This is a genomic window from Exiguobacterium sp. Leaf187 (assembly GCF_001423925.1).
Lineage (GTDB): Bacteria > Bacillota > Bacilli > Exiguobacteriales > Exiguobacteriaceae > Exiguobacterium_A > Exiguobacterium_A indicum.
Window position 1 is genome coordinate 1147219 of record NZ_LMPR01000009.1, and the last position, 22075, is coordinate 1169293.

Annotated in this window: 25 protein-coding genes and 1 other annotated feature; of the genes, 4 read left to right on the top strand and 21 right to left on the bottom strand. The window is 44.2% G+C overall.

Annotated elements, in window-relative coordinates:
* Positions 1–9 precede the first annotated feature (9 nt).
* Positions 10–732, top strand: coding sequence for an SDR family NAD(P)-dependent oxidoreductase (locus ASF99_RS10300; protein ID WP_023468888.1), 723 nt, complete (start codon positions 10–12; stop codon positions 730–732).
* A 62-nt stretch (positions 733–794) separates the two neighbouring features.
* Here ASF99_RS10300 and mecA read toward each other — a convergent pair whose 3' ends face one another.
* The 3 genes from mecA to ASF99_RS17440 all read right to left on the bottom strand — a co-directional run bounded on the left by mecA (position 795) and on the right by ASF99_RS17440 (position 2301).
* A complete protein-coding gene (mecA, locus tag ASF99_RS10305; protein ID WP_023468889.1) occupies positions 795–1421 on the bottom strand; it encodes an adaptor protein MecA in 627 nt (208 codons plus the stop codon).
* 171 nt (positions 1422–1592) lie between these two features.
* A complete protein-coding gene (gene spxA, locus ASF99_RS10310) occupies positions 1593–1991 on the bottom strand; it encodes a transcriptional regulator SpxA (RefSeq protein WP_012370920.1) in 399 nt (132 codons plus the stop codon).
* Between the two features lie 172 nt (positions 1992–2163).
* Positions 2164–2301, bottom strand: coding sequence for a hypothetical protein (locus tag ASF99_RS17440; RefSeq protein WP_023468890.1), 138 nt, complete (start codon positions 2299–2301; stop codon positions 2164–2166).
* A 224-nt stretch (positions 2302–2525) separates the two neighbouring features.
* Between ASF99_RS17440 and ASF99_RS10315 the strand changes: the two genes are divergently transcribed.
* Positions 2526–3059: an HD domain-containing protein gene (locus tag ASF99_RS10315; RefSeq protein WP_023468891.1), complete on the top strand. Its 534-nt coding sequence runs from the start codon at positions 2526–2528 to the stop codon at positions 3057–3059.
* 47 nt (positions 3060–3106) lie between these two features.
* On the opposite strand, the gene ASF99_RS10320 is transcribed toward ASF99_RS10315, so the two are convergent.
* The 5 genes from ASF99_RS10320 to ASF99_RS10340 all read right to left on the bottom strand — a co-directional run bounded on the left by ASF99_RS10320 (position 3107) and on the right by ASF99_RS10340 (position 9065).
* On the bottom strand, positions 3107–4060 hold the full coding sequence (locus ASF99_RS10320; RefSeq protein WP_023468892.1) for an ABC transporter ATP-binding protein: 954 nt from the start codon (positions 4058–4060) through the stop codon (positions 3107–3109).
* Positions 4060–5133, bottom strand: a complete 1074-nt coding sequence (locus ASF99_RS10325; protein ID WP_023468893.1) for an ABC transporter ATP-binding protein — start codon at positions 5131–5133, stop codon at positions 4060–4062. The genes ASF99_RS10320 and ASF99_RS10325 overlap by 1 nt, the downstream gene beginning before the upstream one ends.
* 27 nt (positions 5134–5160) lie before the next feature.
* Positions 5161–6192: an oligopeptide ABC transporter permease gene (gene opp3C / locus ASF99_RS10330; RefSeq protein WP_023468894.1), complete on the bottom strand. Its 1032-nt coding sequence runs from the start codon at positions 6190–6192 to the stop codon at positions 5161–5163.
* A complete protein-coding gene (opp3b, locus tag ASF99_RS10335; protein ID WP_023468895.1) occupies positions 6192–7118 on the bottom strand; it encodes an oligopeptide ABC transporter permease in 927 nt (308 codons plus the stop codon). The genes opp3C and opp3b overlap by 1 nt, the downstream gene beginning before the upstream one ends.
* A gap of 333 nt (positions 7119–7451) precedes the next feature.
* Positions 7452–9065, bottom strand: a complete 1614-nt coding sequence (locus ASF99_RS10340) for a peptide ABC transporter substrate-binding protein (protein ID WP_023468896.1) — start codon at positions 9063–9065, stop codon at positions 7452–7454.
* 272 nt (positions 9066–9337) lie between these two features.
* Here ASF99_RS10340 and ASF99_RS10345 point away from each other — a divergent pair, with 272 nt between their 5' ends.
* The gene (locus ASF99_RS10345) at positions 9338–9718 is read left to right on the top strand and encodes a DUF3899 domain-containing protein (RefSeq protein WP_023468897.1); all 381 of its coding nucleotides are present in this window, start codon (positions 9338–9340) and stop codon (positions 9716–9718) included.
* A gap of 56 nt (positions 9719–9774) precedes the next feature.
* Positions 9775–9980: a binding site (T-box leader), on the top strand.
* Between the two features lie 51 nt (positions 9981–10031).
* Entirely contained in the window at positions 10032–11033 is a 1002-nt protein-coding gene (gene trpS / locus ASF99_RS10350) for a tryptophan--tRNA ligase (protein ID WP_055968686.1), read from the top strand.
* Positions 11034–11130: 97 nt separating this feature from the next.
* Here trpS and ASF99_RS10355 read toward each other — a convergent pair whose 3' ends face one another.
* From ASF99_RS10355 to ASF99_RS10415, 13 genes are all read right to left on the bottom strand, one after another.
* A complete protein-coding gene (locus ASF99_RS10355) occupies positions 11131–12774 on the bottom strand; it encodes a peptide ABC transporter substrate-binding protein (RefSeq protein ID WP_023468899.1) in 1644 nt (547 codons plus the stop codon).
* 205 nt (positions 12775–12979) lie between these two features.
* Positions 12980–14407, bottom strand: a complete 1428-nt coding sequence (locus ASF99_RS10360; RefSeq protein WP_162236809.1) for a peptide ABC transporter substrate-binding protein — start codon at positions 14405–14407, stop codon at positions 12980–12982.
* A gap of 223 nt (positions 14408–14630) precedes the next feature.
* Positions 14631–15869 (bottom strand): beta-ketoacyl-ACP synthase II, encoded by a 1239-nt coding sequence (fabF, locus tag ASF99_RS10365; protein WP_023468901.1) that lies wholly within the window; start codon positions 15867–15869, stop codon positions 14631–14633.
* A gap of 1 nt (position 15870) precedes the next feature.
* Positions 15871–16815 carry a beta-ketoacyl-ACP synthase III gene (locus tag ASF99_RS10370; protein ID WP_023468902.1) on the bottom strand — a complete coding sequence of 315 codons (945 nt, stop codon included), beginning with the start codon at positions 16813–16815 and terminating at the stop codon, positions 15871–15873.
* A gap of 106 nt (positions 16816–16921) precedes the next feature.
* A complete protein-coding gene (mtnN, locus tag ASF99_RS10375; RefSeq protein ID WP_023468903.1) occupies positions 16922–17620 on the bottom strand; it encodes a 5'-methylthioadenosine/S-adenosylhomocysteine nucleosidase in 699 nt (232 codons plus the stop codon).
* 52 nt (positions 17621–17672) lie between these two features.
* Positions 17673–18146, bottom strand: coding sequence for a transcription elongation factor GreA (gene greA / locus ASF99_RS10380; protein ID WP_023468904.1), 474 nt, complete (start codon positions 18144–18146; stop codon positions 17673–17675).
* A gap of 56 nt (positions 18147–18202) precedes the next feature.
* The gene (gene udk, locus ASF99_RS10385) at positions 18203–18850 is read right to left on the bottom strand and encodes a uridine kinase (protein WP_023468905.1); all 648 of its coding nucleotides are present in this window, start codon (positions 18848–18850) and stop codon (positions 18203–18205) included.
* Positions 18851–18866: 16 nt separating this feature from the next.
* A complete protein-coding gene (locus tag ASF99_RS10390) occupies positions 18867–19505 on the bottom strand; it encodes an O-methyltransferase (protein WP_023468906.1) in 639 nt (212 codons plus the stop codon).
* 71 nt (positions 19506–19576) lie between these two features.
* A complete protein-coding gene (mltG, locus tag ASF99_RS10395) occupies positions 19577–20725 on the bottom strand; it encodes an endolytic transglycosylase MltG (protein ID WP_055968690.1) in 1149 nt (382 codons plus the stop codon).
* Positions 20726–20803: 78 nt separating this feature from the next.
* Positions 20804–21097 carry a DUF1292 domain-containing protein gene (locus tag ASF99_RS10400; RefSeq protein ID WP_023468908.1) on the bottom strand — a complete coding sequence of 98 codons (294 nt, stop codon included), beginning with the start codon at positions 21095–21097 and terminating at the stop codon, positions 20804–20806.
* Positions 21084–21371, bottom strand: coding sequence for a DUF1292 domain-containing protein (locus tag ASF99_RS10405; RefSeq protein ID WP_023468909.1), 288 nt, complete (start codon positions 21369–21371; stop codon positions 21084–21086). The genes ASF99_RS10400 and ASF99_RS10405 overlap by 14 nt, the downstream gene beginning before the upstream one ends.
* 14 nt (positions 21372–21385) lie before the next feature.
* Entirely contained in the window at positions 21386–21808 is a 423-nt protein-coding gene (ruvX, locus tag ASF99_RS10410; protein ID WP_023468910.1) for a Holliday junction resolvase RuvX, read from the bottom strand.
* Entirely contained in the window at positions 21805–22074 is a 270-nt protein-coding gene (locus ASF99_RS10415) for an IreB family regulatory phosphoprotein (protein WP_029342229.1), read from the bottom strand. The genes ruvX and ASF99_RS10415 overlap by 4 nt, the downstream gene beginning before the upstream one ends.
* Between the last annotated feature and the right edge of the window lies 1 nt (position 22075).

Genomic DNA, 22075 nt, shown 5'->3' on the forward strand with positions numbered 1-22075 from the left:
AGCGTTTAAATGGGTACGTATATCATTACTGGTGCAACAAGTGGAATTGGTGAGGCAACTGCGCTTCAACTCATCCGGGAGGGACATACTGTCCTTGCGATTGGTCGTAATGAAGATAAAGGATCCTCGCTTGAATCAAATGGAGAAGGACGTTTATATTTCTTCCCTGTCGACTTAACTGATTCCTCTGCAATCGATGCGTTCTTTGAAGAAACACAAGAAGATTTCCCAGAAATCGATGGTATTTTCAACAATGCAGGTACTTTCGGTAAACCCGTTGCACCTGAACGTGTCTCCGATCAACAAAAAGAAGTATTCCAAGTGAACTATCACGCACCCGAACGAATCATACAGCTCGCGACGAAACGCTTTTCAAAAGGTGCTTCCATCGTCAATAATAGCGCCATCGTAGGTCATGTTAAGTTTCCAGCAATGCTACTGCCTTACGCTTCGTCTAAAAGTGCTTTACTGACGCTAACAAAGACATACGCCGCCCGCTTCCATGGTAAGTACCGATTTAATGCGATTTGCCCGGGACCAGTCGATACAGCGCTCAGTCATGCGTTATATGGCGGGAAAGATAAATTTGACCTCGCAATGAAACATCACCTTCGAGGTGAGCCTGCACAACCTTCTGAAATCGCTGAGGTCGTTTGTTTCTTATTATCAAACAAAGCGAGTTACATCAACGGTCAAGCGCTCATCGTAGATGGAGGCTATACACTCACTTAATACCAGAACAAAAGGAGGTATCACGATATGTGATCCTCCTTTTCCTCGCACTTTTTCTGACCTTAGTTCGGAAAATGTTTCCGAATGAACGGAAAGACATCTGAAGCAATGATCTGTTTCCCGTATTCAGCTACAGGATGTATTGTTTGTTCGCTGAACTGGAGATACTCTGCGATTAAACTCATGACGTTTTCTTGCGCTTCTACGTTCACATCATCTTCGAAATGAACATGCAGTAAATAGAGCCCATCTTTTTGATAAAGCGCTGTTTCAAGTTCTGCGAATACAGGAGCATTCGCATATTGACTGAGCGCGATGATATGTTCGAAATCGCGAGTTTCAAATAAAACATCTTGGCTTAACTCTGTATCTTTATCTTCTGTCTCAGACATCGCTGATCGTAAAAGTGAATCGAGTTCGTCTTCATCGACTTGCTCGCCATCAACTGCATTTTTCGCGATCGTTACAGTGACTTCAAGACCTTTTTCAAATGCTTGCACTTGTATCCACAGTGGACCTTCGAAGGAGATGGACTCTTTTTCATTCGCTTCGTCCATCATCTGCCAGAATAACTGTTCTCCCCGTTCCCGGTTATACCAAATCTCATCTCGGGCAAAACCACGGCGTTCGATGTCGGTGTACGTGATGAAGAACTTGACCGTATTGTCATTGACGCGTTCGATTTTCAAACTGTCCACTCCTTTCTTCTCGTTCCTTATCTAGAATACGAACGAGGACATAACTTGGATTCATGGTTTTGAATCCGAAGGATATATTTCTATTCCTTTGTTATCTTTATTTTAACCTTTTTTATCGGTAACAAAAAGCACACTGCTCACGAAGCAGCGTGCTTTTTGAAATTACTCGTTGACAAGACGCTGTGCTTCCAAAAGTTGGAATGTACGCACCTTGCGCGGTAAGAATCGACGGATTTCATCCTCGTTGTATCCCACTTGAAGGCGTTTTTCATCAATCAAGATTGGGCGACGCAATAATCCCGGATATTCTTGAATCAAATCGTATAGATGCTGCAACGATAAGTTTTCAACGGAAACATCGAGTTTCGAGAAGACTTTTGAACGTGTTGAAATGATCTCGTCCGTTCCATCTTCCGTCATGCGAAGAATCTGTTTGATTTCATCGAGCGATAATGGTTCTGAAAAGATATTACGTTCAACGAACGGGATTTCATGTTCTTCAAGCCACGCGCGTGCTTTCCGACAAGAAGTACAACTTGGTGAAGTATAGAGTGTTACCATTGAAAAACATCCTCCCCCTGATTTAACATCATTCAATACCTATGTGAATAAGCAGATATTGATGATGGTTCTATTACTTGACAGTTTACATCTAATAAAGCAGAAAACCTAGCTTTTTTACAAAGATGAAAGAACTTTTCGTAAAAAAGCTTGTTAAAGCCACCACGTGGCTTTAACAAGCTGGCGTGTGATCAAATGGCTGAGAAATCGTCTCTTTTGCTTTAGGAAGTTTCATTTCTTTCAGTTTTTTCTCTAAAATATCCCGCAAAAGGCGCTTCTTCAGCTTTTTCTTCTTGTCACGTTCTTTCATATTCCGACACCCCATTCGGCCCGAAACAGAACTAACAACCATACGAAAGCGAATAAATCATCTTCTACACTAGTAAGTATACCACGTATCTCAAAAATCTATTCCTACTTTAAGCAATTAAATATGTGAGATTGTCGATTGATAAATGAAAAATAGTTGCAATTTCTTTCAAATTTCTGTAGAGTATATAGAAATATCAACGCTCAGAAAGGAGTTTTTCATTCATGGCATTAACACTTGTTACGATTCTCGATCATCCGATCGCTCAAAAATATTTATCTCGTTCTGGCTTGAATCATGCGATTTCAGTAGCGGAACGCGCACTGACACTCGCTACGAAACGTGGTTTAGATGCTGACACTGCTACGAAGGCAGCACTCTTACATGATATTGGTCATTACGAATGGTATACCGACGGCACTTGGAACTATGATTTATATCGCCAAAATGATATTCATGCCATTAAAGGAGCTGAACGTGCTCATAAACTATTGATTCGCCTTGGTGAAGAACCAGCACGCGCAAAAGAAATTGCTCTCGCTGTTCTTTTGCATACGGATTCCTATCTCCCACCAGGTGCGATCAACCGAACACCTCTTCAACAACTTGTTCATGATGCGGATACGCTGGAAGAACAGCCGGGCGGACTCCATCATTACGAAAAAATTGACTTTGAAGAAGCCATGCGTCGTCTTGATGCGATCGATTCAGTAGTCCACCGATTTGCTCATCTACCGCGTATCGCATCAGAAAATTAAAAAGGCATTTCCACGATCAACGTGGAAATGCCTTTTATTTTAAAAAATTATACGAGTTGCGCTTGATACGCTTCAAGTTCTGCATCCGTCATCGAAACGAAGTGACCTGGCTCGATTTCACGAAGTGGTGGAATGCTCGAATCTTCATCCGATTTACCAACCGGTCCACTCGTCGGACGATCAAAGATAATCCGTTTACGTGTCCGCTCGTGCTCTGGATCCGGAAGCGGAATCGCTGATAGAAGTGACTTCGTATACGCATGAACTGGATTCTCATACAGACGATCTGCATCACACAATTCAACGAGGTGACCCTGATACATAACACCGATCCGGTCTGAGATATACTTGACCATCGATAAATCGTGGGCGATGAACAAGTATGTCAAACTGCGATCCCGTTGTAGTTTTTTCATCAAGTTGACGACTTGGGCTTGAATCGATACATCGAGTGCTGAAATCGGCTCATCCGCAATGATGAAGTCCGGCTCTACAGCAAGTGCGCGTGCGATCCCAATCCGCTGACGCTGACCACCTGAGAACTCATGCGGGTAACGACTCGCGTGTTCTTTCGTTAAACCAACAGTCTCAAGTAAATCATACACACGGTTATTACGCTCCTCTTTCGAGTTCGCTAAGCCATGGATATCGATACCTTCAGCGATGATATCACCGACTGTCATACGTGGATTTAAAGAGGCATATGGATCTTGGAAGATCATTTGCATCGCACGGTTAAACTTCAGTTTCTCTTTACGCGATTTTTTCGCGTGTACGTTTTCACCTTTGAACATGACTTCGCCGTCTGTCGCATCATACAAGCCGATGATCGAACGACCAGTTGTCGATTTACCGCAGCCTGACTCCCCTACAAGACCGAGCACTTCTCCTTCATAGATATCAAACGAGAGACCATCGACTGCTTTAACGACACGACCGCGACCAATATTAAAGTGTTGTTTTAAGTTTTTTACTTCAAGTAGTTTCTTACGGTTTTCCATTACTTCAGACCGCCTTTCAGAAGCGATTTTGAGAACACGCTGTCCGGACGGTATTTTAATGCCAAGTCACGGATTGCTGCAGGTGGTTCGACGTATGGTGCTTGTGGATGTAGCAACCACGTCGCCGCTTCGTGTGTATCTGAGATTTTGAAGAAAGGTGGTTCTTTCTCGAAATCAATCTTCATCGCGTATTTATTACGCGGTGCAAACGCATCACCTACTGGTGGGTGCATCAAGTTCGGTGGCGTTCCAGGAATTGCTGGAAGATCTTGCGAACGGTCATCCGATGGACGTGGCATCGAACCAAGTAGTCCCCATGTGTATGGATGACGTGGCTCATAGAAGATCTCATCTACCGTTCCTTTTTCAATCAATTTACCAGCATACATGACGGCTACACGGTCAGCCATGTTCGCTACGACACCTAAATCGTGTGTAATGAAGATTATCGCTGTACCCGTTTTTTGCTGGATGTCTTTCAATAACTCAAGAATCTGAGCTTGAATCGTAACATCGAGTGCAGTTGTCGGCTCATCCGCAATCAATACTTTCGGGTTACAAGCAAGTGCGATCGCGATGACAATCCGTTGACGCATCCCACCTGATAATTGGTGTGGGTATTGTTTCAGACGCGCTTCTGGGTTTGGAATCCCTACGAGTGTCAAAAGTTCGAGTGTACGTTTCTTCGCTGCGTCACCCGTTAAACCTTGGTGACGTTTTAAGCCTTCAGCGATTTGTTTATAGATTGTCATCGTCGGGTTAAGTGATGTCATTGGATCCTGGAAGATCATTGCGATATCACGACCACGGACTTTTTGCATCTCTTTATCGGAAAGCTTAACTAAGTCACGACCTTCGAATAAAATCTCGCCTTTCGTGATTTCACCCGGTGGGTTTGGAATCAAACGCATGATTGCTTTTGAAGTAACTGACTTACCAGAACCAGACTCACCAACGATTGCGAGTGTCTCGCCTTTTTTCAAATCAAACGATACACCGCGGACGGCTTGAACCGTCCCGGCATACGTATGGAAAGCGACATTCAGGTCGCGAACAGATAAAATAGTTTCCATTGTGAATGAGCTCCTCTCTAGTTTCCGTTAGCGTCGTAAACGTGGGTCGAACGCATCACGTAATCCATCTGCCAACATGTTGAAGCTGATCATGAGGAGTACGATGACCGTCGATGGAACAACGAGCAAGTAAGGGAACGTTTTGAGTTCTTTATACCCTTCGTTGATCAAAGTACCAAGTGACGGTTGTGGTGGTGCAAGTCCTAAACCGATGAAGCTTAAGAATGCTTCAAAGAAAATTGCACTTGGAATCGTGAACATGAGTGAGATGATGATCGTTCCCAAGGTATTTGGAATCAAGTGTTTGAAGATCAACCGTGTGCTAGAAGCACCAAGTGTCCGTGCTGCAAGAACGAACTCTTGGTTCTTTAGTTTCAAAATTTGACCACGAACAAGTCGGCTCATCCCGATCCAGCCGGTAATCGTCATCGCAAGGATGATCGTCGTAATCCCTGGTTCAAGAATTAAGATGAACAAGATAATTAATATCAAGTTCGGTACACCTGTCAAAATTTCAGCAATCCGTTGCATGATGTTATCGACACGTCCACCATAATAAGCAGAGATACCACCGTATGTGACACCTACGAGAACGTCAATGACTGCTGCCATTAAACCGATGAATAAGGAAATCTTTGTGCCTTCCCAGACACGTGACCAAAGATCACGACCAAGGTGATCCGTACCAAACCAGAAGTTCTCTGTCACCTGTTTTTGTTTATAAAAATCAATCGGTGTTTCACCAAGTGTTGCCATACCATCAAAACCAGCCCACTCTAACCCTGAAACTTTAGGCGGAAGTTTAGCCTGTGTGATTGTTTGGGTATAAGGATCATTACCAGAAAGTGAAGAACCCACTAGTGACATGATCGCGATGATGATGATGACCGCTAACGATAGGATCGCCGCTTTGTTCTTACGCAAACGCATCCATGCATCTTGCCAGAAGTTTAAACTTTTACCAGCAAGGCGTTCTCCCGCCTGTTCATTGAACTCAACGTGTTGGAACAGTGACGAATCAAACTGTTCTGATTTTGCATTTGAATTTTGTTCAGCCATTATTTGTTACCCCCCAAACGAATCCGTGGATCAACGACACCGTACAGTAAATCGACGATTAAGATCATGAGAATGAAGACTGCCGAGAAGAATAACGTCGTTCCCATGATAACCGTGTAGTCATTTTGTGTGATCGATGATACGAATAACTCACCCAGTCCTGGTACCGCAAAGATTTTTTCAATAACAAGCGTACCTGTGATTAGCGCAGCTGTCATCGGTCCAAGAATCGTGATTGCCGGAATCAAAGCATTCCGAACCATGTGTTTCCAAGTAATCGCTTGACCATCTAGGCCTTTTGCTTTAGCTAACGTGACGTAATCCTGACCTGTAACTTCCAACATCTCTGTACGGACGAATCGAGCAATCGAGGCCGTGACCCCAAGTGATAACGATATGGTCGGTAAAATAGTATGCGCCGGGCTTTCCCAGAACGCGACTGGCAAAACGCCCCATTTCACGCCGACATAGTACTGAAGGAGTGAGGCGAATACGAAGGAAGGTACTGAGATCCCGATAACCGATACGAACATCGCACCATAATCAATCACTGTGTTGTGACGAAGCGCCGCGATAACACCAAGTACAAGCCCTAGTAGGACGCCAAGAATCAACGCCTGAACTCCAAGTTGAGCCGATGGTCCAATTCGTTCAGAGATCAGATCCGTTACCGGACGGCTATCATACTTAAATGAAATACCAAGATCTCCTTGGAACAAGTTGACCATGTACGCTGCGTAGCGTTGCGGAAGTGGATCATTCAAGTTGTACTTATCCCGAAGGATGTTCAACTGTTCAGGAGAAAGTTTCTCCTGGTTTTGGAACGGTGAACCTGGTAGCAGATCCATCAAGAAGAAAGTGAACGAAGCGATGAGTAAAAACGTCATTACGCCGTAGATCAGGCGTTGAGCTAAATAACGGCCCATAAGATGGCACCCCCTATAAAGATTTTCTGTTTTTTTCGAAACATCAATAAAATCAGTATGACCCACAATTGTCGGAACATTCAAGAATTTTGTCATAAAAATTTAAAAATTCTTTTTTATTGTGCTTTGATTTGATGTTCGTTTGGATGTTTTTCTAATTTCATCCAATAGTCAGAATTTTTCGTTTGATTCCATTATACTTTGCTAACAAAGTAATTAGAACTACTTTTTTACGAAACTTTCACATTTTCGTAAAAAATGAGTTTCCATTCAGAAAAAGTAGTATAAAACAGGAGCGTACCCGAACTGATCAGGGGACGCTCCCATTCTCGATTACTTAATGTCAACGTATTTGTATTGGAAATCTGCTCCGAACAATTGCCGGTTGAAATCTTTGACCGTCGGACGGCTTAAATATGCAGAACCAGCTTGATAAATTGGAGCAATCGCTTGATCTTTTTCGATCAATTGTGCTTCCGCTTGTTTAAAGAGATCAAGACGTTTTGTTAAATCTGACTCTTCATTCGCTGCATTCAACAATTTATCATAGGCAGAGGATTTATACTTGACGTCGTTTTGGCTGTTTGTTGATTCAAAGATCGAGAGGTTAGACATTGGATCTTGGTAGTCTGGACCCCAAAGTGAGTAAGAGATTTGATAATCTCCTTTTGCTTCAAGATCGAGTTTATTCTTAAACGGCTGTTGCTTGATAGCAACTGTGACGTTTGGAAGATTCTTCTCGATTTGACCTTTCATATACTCTCCGATTTTTTTCGCATCTTCACTATCGAATGAGAGCAATTCAATCGTCGTCTTTTTGTTACCATTTGCTTTTTTCCAAAGATCTGCTGCTTCTTTAGCATCACGATCGAACCAGTTGATGTCGCTTGTATAGTCTTTTCCTGATGCATCTTTGACAAATTCTTTTGGAATGAAGCTTGTTGTTGGAATCGATCCGTTCGCAAGAAGCGTATCCGTGATTCCTTTTGGATCGATCGCACGAGCGATGGCTTTACGTGCATTCACGTCCTTCATCGTTGCATCTTCGTTGTTGAATTTCAAATAAGCAATCGAAGAGCGAAGAGCTGTTTTGAATTCCGGCTTCGATTTATAAGCTTCAACTTGCTCTGAAGTCAGACCTGCATAATCAATCTCATTTGAATCATAAAGATTCGCTACTGTTGACGTATCCTTAACGACACTGATCGTAACTTCATCAAGTTTGACGGCATCTTTATCCCAGTAGTTGTCGTTCTTTTTCAGAACACGTTTTGAATCCGTTTTCCACGATTCCCAAACGAAAGGACCGTTATAAAGCAATTTATCTGGTTTAAGTGAGAAGTCTTTTTCATTCTTTTTGTAGAAATCTTCGCTAATTGGCGTGTACGTACCGAAAGATGTCAATGAGAGGAAGTAAGGAGCCGGACGCTCAAGTTTTACTTCTAACGTTTTGTCATCGATTGCTTTAACACCGAGTTCGTCGACAGATTTTTTACCTTTTGTCACATCAGAGCCGTTTTTTAACGTGTCAAAGATGTAAGAATAACCAGAACCTGTTTTCGGATCAGCTGCACGCTTCCATGCAAATTCAAAGTCTTGTGCTTTGACCGGCGTACCGTCAGACCATTTCGAATCACGAAGTGTGAACGTATACGTTAAATTGTCACTTGAAATATCTGTTTTTTCTGCAAGTGCTGGAATCGCTTTTCCGTCTTTGTCTAAACGATAAAGACCTTCCATCGTGTTCCCGATCATGTTAAACGCGACAGCATCCGTAGCTTTCGCTGGGTCAACTGTCGTGATATCCGATGTATCCGTCAAACGTAAATTTTTCTTTCCGTCTGTCGAACCTGAATCACTGTCTCCTCCACCTGTCGAACATCCAGCAAGCACAGCGCTTCCTGCAAGCATGACGGATAAAGCAAGACCGACTGTTTTTTTCTTCATCGGTAAGTCATCTCCTTTTCAATTTCTAAGTTGCCATAATGCCTATGACATCAATAACGTCCCGTCGAAACTGCAATGTATTCCCCAAAATCCATTGACCTAGTTTCAAAAACCTAAACGAAGTGATAAATTGATTTTATGTGAGAATAGCATTAACGTCAAGTAAATAGTCACACTATTTGCTATTTTGCATCATTCGTCTGTTACTGATTCGTAACAGGATTAAAAGTTTCGTATACTAAGAGTATCAATGCAATAAAGGGGGATTTTTCATGCAATCGACCTATTTCCGACCGGTCATCATTGCGGTCATTCTGGTGTTACTTTATACGATATGGGCGACTATCATCGATTCGACGCACGGTATTATATACCATCTATCCGGTGGGTTGTTCATTGGAGGCTTTTTGCTGATGGCAATCGGATTCTTTTCCAACATGTCGGCTAACGGCTTCTTCCGTGGCATGACAGCTGGATTTAAAAAACAACGGGAGGCGAAGCTTCGAGAGATTGATGGTGATTACTACGAAGATGATGACGAAGAGGAAGAAGTCCTCCGTAAAAAGCAAAATCGAGCTTCTGCCCGAACGAAACCTTATGTATCTAGCGGTGTCATCTTCATCATCGTATCGCTGATCATCTCTTACTTTTAATCGAAATCACCGTGACGTGTCTTCTATCGTATGGTAAACTTAAAGGAATTAAACAAGAAAACATGACGACAAAGAGTAGTAACTTAGGTATATCCCTTTCAGAGAGTCCATGGTGCTGAAAATGGACAGGTGATGCCTACGTGAATGGACTTTCGAGTGGCTGACTTGAATCAAGTAGAGTCAGATGGGGTTGCCCATTACAGCAAATTGAGCGGCTATGCGAATAGCAACTTGGGTGGCAACGCGATGATTCGTCCCTTGATTTTCAAGGGACGTTTTTTATTTTGATTTTATTATTTGGAGGGATTTCACTATGAAAACGATTTTCTCAGGTATCAAACCAACAGGAACAGTGACACTCGGAAATTACTTAGGTGCCATGAAACACTTCGTTAACTTACAGGACGGGCATGATGCGTATTATTGCGTCGTTGATTTACATTCGATCACGGTCGATATCGATCGTGTCGAACTGATGAACAATACACGTGCACTCGCTGCACTTTACATCGCAAGTGGTCTGAATCCAGAAAAATCAACGATCTTCGTTCAATCGGAAGTCAAAGCGCATGCGCAACTCGGCTGGATGTTGACGTGTCTCTCCGGGATGGGTGAGCTCGAGCGTATGACACAGTATAAAGATAAATCTCAAGGAAAAGACCGGATTGGTGCAGGTCTGTTTGTTTATCCCACACTCATGGCAGCCGATATCCTACTCTATGATGCGGAACTCGTTCCGGTCGGGGATGATCAAAAACAACACATTGAGTTAACGCGCGACCTAGCTCAGCGTTTCAATAGTCGTTACTATGAGACGTTCACATTACCAGAACCAATCATCGCTGAGTCAGGAGCTCGGATCATGAGCCTGACGACGCCAGACAAAAAGATGTCAAAATCTGATCAGAATCCGAAAGGCTTCATCTCGATGCTTGACGCACCAGACGTCATTCGTAAAAAAGTAAAATCAGCCGTCACGGACTCGGAAGGTATCGTCAAATTCGATCGAGAGAACAAACCAGGTGTGTCGAATTTACTTGAGATCTACTCCCTACTCGCTGGCATCTCGATTCCAGATCTCGAAACTAAATACGAAGGTTCGAACTACGGAACATTTAAAGCAGATGTCGCCGAAGCAATCATTTCGGAACTTGAACCGATTCAACAACGCTACTATGAATTGATTGATTCGGAAGAACTCGATCAGATTCTTGATGCTGGGCGTGACCGTGCTGAAGCCGTTGCTGCTAAAAAACTCGGGAAAATCGAGAAGGCAATGGGCTTACAGCGGAAGCGTGCCAAAGTAAAAAAATAAGTTTTTTCAAAAAAGATCGGAATGCTCCGGTCTTTTTTGATATTTCCAAACAAAAAAAACTACTTCCGAATGAAATCGGAAGTAGTTTTTATTTTGCTTATTTTCCTTCGATCGAAGCCCATTTGTAAGAGAAGTCTGCGCCGAAGTTATGCTCGACGACTCCTTTGACGTATGGTTTAACGAGGAATGCACGTCCACGCTGATAAACAGGTGAGATCGCTGCAGAATCAAGAAGGATTTTCTCAGCTTCTTGCAATTCAGACCAACGTTTTGCTGCATCTGTTTGTGTTTGTGCATCTTTGATGAGTTTATCGTACTCTTCATTTGACCATTTACCACGGTTGTATGGTCCGCCAGTGACGAAGAGATCGAGGAACGTCATTGGATCTTGATAGTCAGGACCCCAGCCCGCTACTGAGAACTCGAAATCGCCTTTGTTCTCAAGATCAAGTTTGTTTTTGAACGGTTGTTGCTTGATCGTAACCTTCATACCTGGAAGGTTTTTCTCAAGCTCGCCTTTCAAGAACTCACCAATTTTCTTCGAATCATCGCTATCATAGTTCAAGAGTTCAAGATCAACCGATTTTTGACCGATTTCTTTTAAGCCCTCTTCCCAGAGTTTTTTCGCTTCGTCTGCATTGTATTCGTTGAATGTTGGATACTTGTCACGGAAGTCTTTTCCGTCAGCGTCTTTCGCGAAATCTTTTGGTACAAGATAGTTTGCTGGAAGTGATCCGTTTGCAAGGATAACATCCGTGATTCCTTTTTTGTTGTAACCCATATCGATGGCGCGACGGATTTTTTCGTTATCAAGTGCTTTTACCTTTGTGTTGAGGTAAAGGTAGAAGATTGTTGATTCACCTTTTGTTTTAAACTCTTTATTGTCTTTGTACTGAGCAACAAACTCAGAAGTTAGACCTGTACGATCGATGTCACCTTTTTCGTAAAGGTTAACACCTGTCGCTGTCTCTTTAACGACCTTAACGTTGATCGTTTTAAGTTTGACCGCATCTTTATCCCAGTAGTTATCGTTTTTAACCATTTTCCAGCCTTGCTCACGTGTCCACTCTGTTAATTTGAATGGTCCGTTATAGAGCGACTTATCTGCAGTCGAACCGAAGTCTTTCCCGATTTTCTTCGAAAGTTCTTCTGATTTCGGCATGAATGGTCCGAATCCAGTGAGACCGAGGAAGTAATCTGCAGGTGCTTTTAACTTAACTTCGAGCGTTTTGTCATCGACTGCTTTAACACCGACAGCATCACGATCGCCTTTTTTCGTGTTGTACTCTTCTGCACCTTCGATATTGTAGAAGACATATGCATACTGTGAAGCGTTCTCAGGATTTAGAACTTCTTTCCATGCATATTCGAAATCTTTTGCCGTAAGTGGTGTACCATCAGACCATTTCGCATCACGTAATTTGAACGTGTACGTCAACTTGTCGTCCGATACTTTGTGGCTTTCAGCAATACCTGGTGTTGGTTGCTGCTTGTCATCAAGACGGTACAGACCTTCCATCGTGTTATTCAACACGTTGAATGAGACTGAGTCCGTCGAAGTCGTCGGGTTCAGTGTAGGAATATCAGCTGATTCAATCAAGTTAAGCGTTTGTTCACTTGATTTTTTGCTTGAACCTGTGTCGCCCGATTTGTCGCCTGAATCCGTTGTCGAACAAGCTGCGAGGAACGCACTTGATACGAGAGCTACAGATGTAGCTAGAGCAAAGCTTTTCTTCTTCATGTTACGATGACCCCCCTAAAATTCTAAAAGCATGATACTGTCAGGTTTTTGACCGAAAAAAAAAGAATTACTATATTCGAATCAAACCCTTCGTTACAAATAGTTTACAATGTTCTGATAATTTTGCAAACCTTTTATCCGATTTTTCTAAATATTTTTTCAAAAAAGACTAGGACCACACGCAAAAATAGTCCCAGTTAAATAATTATTTTAGAATTTTCATCGATCGAAGTAGGTATTCTGGTCCATAGATGGGGACTTCAATTCCTTGAATCGTATCAGAAACATATAATTTTTCAGTCGTCTGATACAAAGGAACGATGACAGCATCTTGTTTAATTAAACGTTTTTCCGCTTGATGATACAGTGCTTGTTTTTTCTTTACATCTTGTGTCTGTCGTGCTTTTTCAATCGTCTGATCATACGTATCGGATTGATAGTTTACGGAATTTAACGGATTATCCGAAACGAACTGATTCAAATACGCAAGTGGACCTGGATAATCTGGCATCCAACCTGTAAGTGTCATCGCATATTGTGCTGATTGTTCTTTATTTATTTTCTCTTCAATCGCAACGGGTTTAAGGACGATATCAATATCAGGCAACTGTTTCTCAAGATACGTCTCGAGCTGTTTCCCGATCCGTTTTGCCTGTGGATCATCAAAATTAAGCATCTCGATTCGTTGTTTCTTCTGTTGTTTACCATTTTCTTTTTTTACTTGTACCGGTTCTGTCATTAATACATTCGTATCTGTGACAACGAATCGATTCGTCGGAATGCCTGCATATCCTAAAGGAAGTTGAACGGACTCTTTTTCCATCAAGGCGTAAGCAATTCGTTGTCGGAGTGTCTTTTCGCGGAAGGCTTCATTTTTTTGATTAAATGCGATATAAAAGACACCGCTCCGCTTTTTTTGATAGGTTGGTCGAGAGACTTGATCTTCTTGTGTCTCGACACTCTCTTGTAACGGAAGAATCGCTGCTTTACTGTTCTCATACGTACTCCATTGCGTCTGATGATCAAAGATGATGCGACTTTTCACTTTCTCGACCGTGACAACATTTTGTTGATGATACTGGTTGTTTTTCTTAAGCGTATATCCGTTTTTCGACATCTGTTCTAGTGTAAACGCACCATTACCCGTGAGCTCCTGCCACTTCTTGGATTCCGGTTGGGGATAAAAGACGGACATCGCGAGTAGTTCTTTTAGATTCGAAACCGGCTGATTCAGCGTGATGACAAGTTGATCGCGTCCTTTCGCCTTTACACCTAAACGCTCTGGCTTCATTTTTCCGTCGTTGACGGCACGTCCATTTTCAAACACTTCAAATAAAAAACCATAAGGAGAATTCGTTTTATTAGCTGCTACACGTCGGAAACTATCGACAAAGTCTTGTGCCGTGATCGACTGACCCTGCGCATTTTTCGTTTGTTTGAGTTGAATCGTATACGTCAGACGATCCTTTGAGACTGACATATCCTGTGCTAATCCTCTACGGACGGATGTCCCAGAAGTAAAGACATATAATCCTTCATACAGTTGTGCTAACAGTGTCTGAGAACGGCTATCCGTCGCTAACGCAATATCGGATGTTTTCGGGAGTGATGATTCAATTAATTCAACCTTCACTGCTTGGGTCTCCTGATCTGTTTTCGTCTTTTGAGATGATAGACGATATATGAGCGTACCACTGAGACCAATCAATAAAAATAGGATCAGTATCAGGATTGATGTTTTTCTTGTGATGTTAGTCATAAACGACTCCTTTCTGCGTCAAACACGCATTTCTCTATTGAATCAGAAAATCAGCAAAAAAGCGACCCCCTCGTTTTTCCAAGGGAATCGCTTAAGCTTAAGCTTCGTAACGTTTGAAGACGAGTGATGCGTTGTGTCCACCGAACCCGAGCGAGTTGCTCAGGGCGTAATTCAATTCGACGCTCCGTGCACCTTCCGTCACGTAATCAAGATCACAACCTTCACTCGGCTGTTTGAGATGAATCGTTGGGTGAACGGTTTGTTCTTGTAGCGATTTAATCGTCGCAATCGCCTCGACCCCACCTGCGCCACCAAGCAAGTGACCAATCATCGATTTCGTCGAATTGACGACGAGTTGTTTTGCCTGTTCACCGAAGACACTGTGGATCGCTTTCGTTTCAAGAATGTCGTTCATCGGTGTACTCGTTCCGTGTGCATTGATATATCCGACTGCTCCTGGTGCGATACCTGCATCTTGGATTGCCATTGCCATCGCACGTGCTCCACCGTCTCCATCTGGATCTGGAGCTGTGATGTGGTAGGCGTCAGCTGTTAATCCATACCCACTGACTTCGGCATAGATTTTTGCGCCACGTGCTACCGCATGCTCGTACTCTTCAAGAATCAAGATGCCTGCCCCTTCTCCCATGACGAATCCATCACGTCCTTCGTCAAACGGACGGCTTGCTGTCTCAGGATCGTGATTCGTTGACATCGCTTTGTTGGAACAAAAACCAGCAAACGCTAAGTTCGTGATTGGTGCTTCCGCTCCACCAGCGATCATGACATCTGCATCGCCCCGTTCGATGACACGAAGTGCTTCCCCGATCGCATTCGTTCCTGAAGCACATGCTGTGACAGAACAGTTATTCGGCCCCTTGGCTCCGGTATAGATCGATACCTGACCGCTTGCCATGTTCGGAATCATCATCGGAATGAAGAACGGGCTGACACGACGGTGTCCGCGCTCGAAGTAAATTTTTGCTTGTTTCTCGATTGTCTCCACGCCACCGATCCCTGATCCAATCCAGACACCTGCACGTTCAGCAATCGACTTGATATCAATTCCAGCATCTTTTACAGCTTCCATGCTTGCGACAAGTGAGTAATGAACGAAGCGGTCCATCTTGCGTGCTTCTTTCGCCTCGATGAATTCTGTCACGTCGAAGTTCTGCAATTCGCCAGTGACCTTTGTTGGATATTCATCGATATCGAGACGCTCCATCGGTCGAATCCCGTTCGTTCCTTCTTTTAATGCTTCCCAGAATGTATTAGCATCGTTCCCGATTGGTGTCAGTGCTCCGATTCCTGTGACTACAACGCGTTTTCTCATCATCTTATGTGTTCTCTCCTTTAGTCCAAGTAATGTATGCTGCTCCCCAAGTCAATCCGGCACCGAATCCAGCAAGTACGAGCTTCGTACCAGGTGTCAAGCGTCCTTGTTGACGTGCTTCTTCGAGCGCGAGTGGGATCGAAGCAGCCGATGTATTCGCATGCTCATCGATGGTGACGATGACTTTCTCTTGCGGTATATGCAGTCGTTCGCACGCTGCATCGATAATTCGTAGGTTTGCCTGATGCGGAATCAAGATATCAATGTCTTCGAGTGTGCTATCCGCTTTTTGAATGACTTTTTCAACGATTTCCGGTAATTTGCGAACAGCGAACTTAAAGACTTCACGACCATTCATCTCGATTGGTCCATCGATGTCCTTAAATAACAAATGTGCTCCGCGTCCATCTGTTCCAAGCTCAAAGGCATTAAGACCCTCTTGCTCAGTTGATCCGATGACGACTGCCCCTGCACCGTCTCCAAATAAGATGGCAGTTGACCGGTCTGACCAGTCGACGATACTCGACATTTTTTCAGCACCGATGACGAGCGCATGTTTTCCTTCGACTGTTGCTAACATGCTAGCAGCTGTTTGTAATGCAAAGATGAAACCACTACATGCCGCACTAATATCGAATGCAGTCGCTCCGCGTGCTCCAAGACGCTCTTGAACGATACAGGCAGTAGACGGAAATGCTCGTCCTGTTGCCGTTCCGACGACGATCAACCCGATGTCCTCTACTGTCAATCCAGCATCATCAAGCGCTTTCTGAGCAGCTTCTGTCGCTAAGTCAGTGACATCCACATCATCGGCTGCAATCCGTCGTGCCCCGATTCCTGTCCGTGTCCGAATCCATTCATCGCTCGTATCGAGCGTCGTTGCTAATTCATCGTTCGTCACGCGGCGTGACGGTAAAGACGTTCCTAATCCTACAATCCCGATCTTCATAAGGCATCCCCTTTTTTTATTAGTATCTGGTACTAATATAAAGCGTTAATATGCTTTTGTCAAAGAAAAAAGGAAGAGCATGGTCTCCCGTGCCCTTCCCCATACCTCATTCTGCTAACGTCCGTACGACTTCCATGACCATTTTAGCGGAATTGATTGACGCAATCTCGAGGAACTCATCAAACGAGAGTGACGCTTCTTCATTGGCGCTATCTGAAATCGAACGCGTTACGACGAACGGAACACCGAACTGATGACAGACTTGTGCGATTGGTGCTGCTTCCATCTCGACGGCTGCGACTTCTGGGAAGTGCGCCTTGATTTGAGCAGAGCGCTCTGAATCGTGGATGAACGAATCACCTGTCGCAATCAATCCATGAACGACGCGAATTGCATCCATCCGCTCGATGACGGCTTCTGCTGTCGCAACAAGCTTCGGATCTGCTTGATAGGCAGCTGGCATTCCAGGTACCTGTCCATATTCGTATCCAAATGCCGTCACGTCGACGTCATGATGTCGCACTTCTGTTGAGACGACGACATCCCCGACCGTTAACCCTTCCTTGAATCCGCCTGCTGAGCCTGTATTGATGACAGCACTTGGTTTGTAGTGGTCCAGCAATAATGTCGTCCCGATCGCAGCGTTCACTTTCCCGATTCCTGACTTCAAGATGACGACAGGAACGCTATTCAAGAGCCCTTCATAAAAATGATAGTTTGCGATGACTGTATCTTTACGTTCTGATAACTCATTACGCAATAAGTTGACTTCCTCTTCCATTGCGCCGATGATTGCGATTGGCATAATTCATTCCTCCATCAAACAGAAAGCCGGATTGCTCCGGCTCCTGTGTTCTTTATTTGATCGATGTAATTTTTACTGCGTATTCGCCGCCGGGTGCTGGTACAGAGACTTGATCTCCGACTTGGTGCCCCATTAAACTTTTCGCGATTGGTGATTCGTTCGAGATTTTACCCGTGAACGGATCTGCTTCGGCACTACCGACGATCGTGTACGTATCTTCTTCGTTATCTTCGACACTTAAGAAAGTGACTGTCGTTCCGATACTGACGACCGAGATATCCTTCTCTTCTTCTGAGATGATGGCAACATTACGAAGCATCTCTTCAAGTTGAGCGATCCGGCCTTCGACCATCGCTTGCTCTTCTTTTGCTGAATCGTACTCTGCGTTCTCTGAAAGGTCACCGAACGAACGGGCGATCTTGATGTTCTCGACGACTTCTTTCCGGCGGACTGACTTCAATTCATTCAATTCATTTTCAATGTTCGCTTTACCTTCAAGCGTCATGTAGTATTGCTTTTCTGCCATTTTTGTCACGCTCCTTTTTATTCCACTAGTATAGTATATTCACATCTTTTTTGGAATCAATATCCTCTTTGATCGAGTGCTGAACGATAATCAAGAATCGCTCGAATCTTCGTCACGAGTAAATCGATCGCGACATGATTCTCGCCGCCTTCCGGTACGATGATGTCCGCATACCGTTTTGTTGGTTCACAGAACTGCAGATGCATCGGACGAACGACGTTCGTGTACTGCTCAACGACTGAGTCGATCGAACGTCCACGTTCGTTGATATCACGTTGCATCCGACGCAAAATGCGAACGTCCGCATCCGTATCGACGAACACCTTGATATCCATTAGTTCCCGTAACCGTTCGTCTTCAAGCGCTAAAATTCCTTCTACGATGATGACATCGCGTGGTTCGAGACGAATCGTTTCTTGTGCCCGCGTGTGGGCGACATAGTCATATACCGGTTTTTCAACGGCAATGTTTTCACGGAGCGACTGAATGTGCTCAATCAACAGACCATTATCAAAAGCGAACGGGTGATCATAGTTTGTCTGATACCGCTCCTCCATTGATAAATCGCTTTGATCTTTATAATACGCGTCCTGCTCAATCATAACGATTGATTCACTTGGAAACGCATCGACGAGTGAACGTGCCACCGTCGTCTTCCCTGAACCCGTTCCGCCCGCTACACCAATTACTACCGGTTTTTGCATGTCATTCGTTCCTCCATCATTTCGACTTTTTCCGACTGACGGATACACCGTCACCGAGCGGAAAAATCGTCGTATCGTATTGTTCTTGTTCCATCATCCAGACCGTGAATTCCTTGACGAGACGCACGAGTCGACGTCTTCTTCGATCGAATGTCTTCGGATCAGACTCGAGGACATCTCCGTGTAAGAAGAGATTATCCGTATAGAGCACGCCGCCCTCAGGAATGAGTCGCCCATATCCTGCAAAGAATTTTTTATACTGTCCTTTAGCTGCATCAATGAAGACCGCATCGAACTGGTCTTCAAGCGTTTCGGCTAATTCTACTGCATCACCAAAAATGATGTCAATCCGGTCCGCCACATCTGACCGGGCGATGAAGGTTTTTGCTTCTTCATACCGCTTTGCATTTCGTTCAATCGTCGTAATGCGCGCATCCGGTAGCGCACGGGCCATCCGAATCGCACTATATCCGATTGCGGTTCCGACTTCTAAAATGCGCTTCGGTTGTTGTAATCGCAATAGCGATAACAAGACTTCGGAACCTGTCAGTTCGATGATTGGTATATGATGTTCTTCCGCATAACGCTCCATTTCTTCTAACAGAGCATCTCGAGGATGAATCATTGATTCGACATAGGTCGTGAAATCATTCACGCCATTCACTCCCTCTTCCGCATAAACAGGTTGACTTGAAGCGAACTTCCCGCTTCAACCCAACCCGTTGCTCATTGCTCTTTACTCGCTTCGTATTCCACCCATTCCGGCTTATACTTAACGACGTTTCGTTGATGTTCTTCATATGTCTCTTCGTATAGAATCTGTCCTCGTGGATGTTTATCACTTGGTGGACGGGCGAAGAAATAGACATATTTCGTTTTATTCGGATTTAACACGGCAAGTACCGAATCCTTACTGACCGTTGAAATCGGACCAATCGGAATTCCTTCGTACTTGTACGTGTTGTACTTCGAATTGTTCTCGAGATCCTTCAGCGTCGTTAAAGCCGTATTTTCACCTGTGCCATACCAAACCGTTGGATCCGACTGTAACTTCATACCGTCATCCAATCGATTTTTAAAGACACCAGCGATTTCACGACGATCATCTGCTGTCGCCGCTTCACGCTCGACCATGGAACCGAGACTGAGTACTTCATGGAAGGTCATGCCAGACTTTTGAATGGCATCCGCATTCTCATCGTAGACTTTTTCTGTTTCATCGAGCATCGTCTCGACGATTTGATCAATGCTTTTTCCTTTATCAAACTCATACGTTGCTGGGAAGAGGTACCCTTCAAGTGCATACAGGACACCATCTTTTTTCACTTCATCCGTCAACATCGGATATTTTTCAATCATGCTGTCGATGAATGTCGCATCCGTCAATTCTTTACGGACCGTCTCTTCCTTGAAGTTCGTTGCTTTCGCGATCAAAGCGATTTGACGATCCATCGTGATGCCTTCAGGTAACGTGATTTTCACATCCGCTGCCTTCATGACCGTTCCCGTCTTTAATTCATTGATGATTTCATCCGGGGACATGGCTTGTGACAGTGTATACGTACCCGCCTGGAATGACGATTCATTCTTATAACGGACGTAATAACGGAAAATCGTCTCGTTCGCAATCAAGTCTTTTTCCTTTAGTAAGGAAGCAATCGTACTCGTCCCTGCTCCTAAAGGAACTTCGACTTTGACGGATTTCGTCGCTGCTTCATCGACTGGTTCAAGCGCATTTTTCAAAAAGACATAGACGACCGCACTGGCAACTAGAAAAATCGTCAACAATACAGAAAGGATGATTAGCGTAATCCGCCGTGATGTCCGGCGTCGCCTTTTTTCGATTTCGGCATTTTGCTTCCATTCGTTCTCCATCGGTTCCTCCTTCTTCTCTTAAAACAAGGTGACATCGTAAGAGAAAGTCTCTTACGACGTCACCTGTCATGAGTCGGGTTAGTCTAACTGATCTTCGAGCGTGTTAAAGACTTCTTCGATTTCATCCCAAGTCGCTGTATCATCTTCATCGATCGGTACGAGGTTGAAGTCGTTGTCTCCATCACCGTATTCGTCAAGTTCGTAAACGAAGATATCGACTTCTTCTGCTTCGTCATAGTCTGCTCCGATTGGCTCAAGGAAGATGTATGTCTTACTCGAACGTGGGCTTTCGTAACGCAGACGTTCTACGAATTCGAAATCATTTCCTTCGCCGTCCGGAATTACGTAACGTGTTGGTTCATTCTGTTGCATCAGTGATCCGCTCCTTTAACGCAAGCTCGAGTTCATCCCAAGTTTGCTCATCATTTTCATCGATCAGGCTCAATTCGAAATCATCTTCGCCTTCTCCATATTCATCGATCTCACAGATGATCAGATCATCTGCTCCTTCGTCAGGGTTACCGATCATTTCAAGAAACAGATAGGTTTTTCCTGTACGTTCACTCGAGTAACGGTACCATTCTTCGAAAAGATGTTCGCCGCCCTCTTCATCTGGAAAGAGATACTGACGTTTTTCTTCAGCCATCGGTTTCTCCCCCTTCATCGATTCGTCCGATCCAAGTACGATTGCAGGATCATGACGGCAGCCATCTTATCGATGACTTGTTTACGCTTTTTACGGCTGACATCGGCATCGATCAGCATCCGTTCTGCTTGCATCGTCGTCAACCGTTCATCCATGAAGACGACTTCAAGCCCGGTATGCTGTTCGATTTCCTTCGCAAAAGCTTCACTTGCTTCTGCGCGGGGACCGATGGAACCGTTCATGTTTTTCGGAAGACCAATGACTAGGATTTCGACATTGTATGTCTTCATGATGACATCGAGCCGTTTGAAGGCTTCTGGGTAATCCGGTTCCGTCCACTTGACCGTCTCGACGCCTTGCGCCGTCCAGCCCATCAAGTCACTGACCGCTACCCCGATCGTCTTCGAACCGACATCTAGTCCCATTGCACGTTTCATTTTGAATTTCCACTCTCCGCCAAATAAGATTTCACGAGTTCTTCGAGCAATTCGTCGCGTTCAATCTTACGAATTAAATTACGTGCGTCATTATGACGAGGAATGTAAGCAGGATCTCCTGAAAGGAGATAGCCGACGATTTGGTTGATCGGATGATATCCTTTTTCTTCTAAAGCATGATAGACCGTCAACAACACATCACGTGTCGCTGCTTTGTTATCGTCTTCCGGAAAGTTGAATTTCATCGTTTGATCCATCTGACTCACG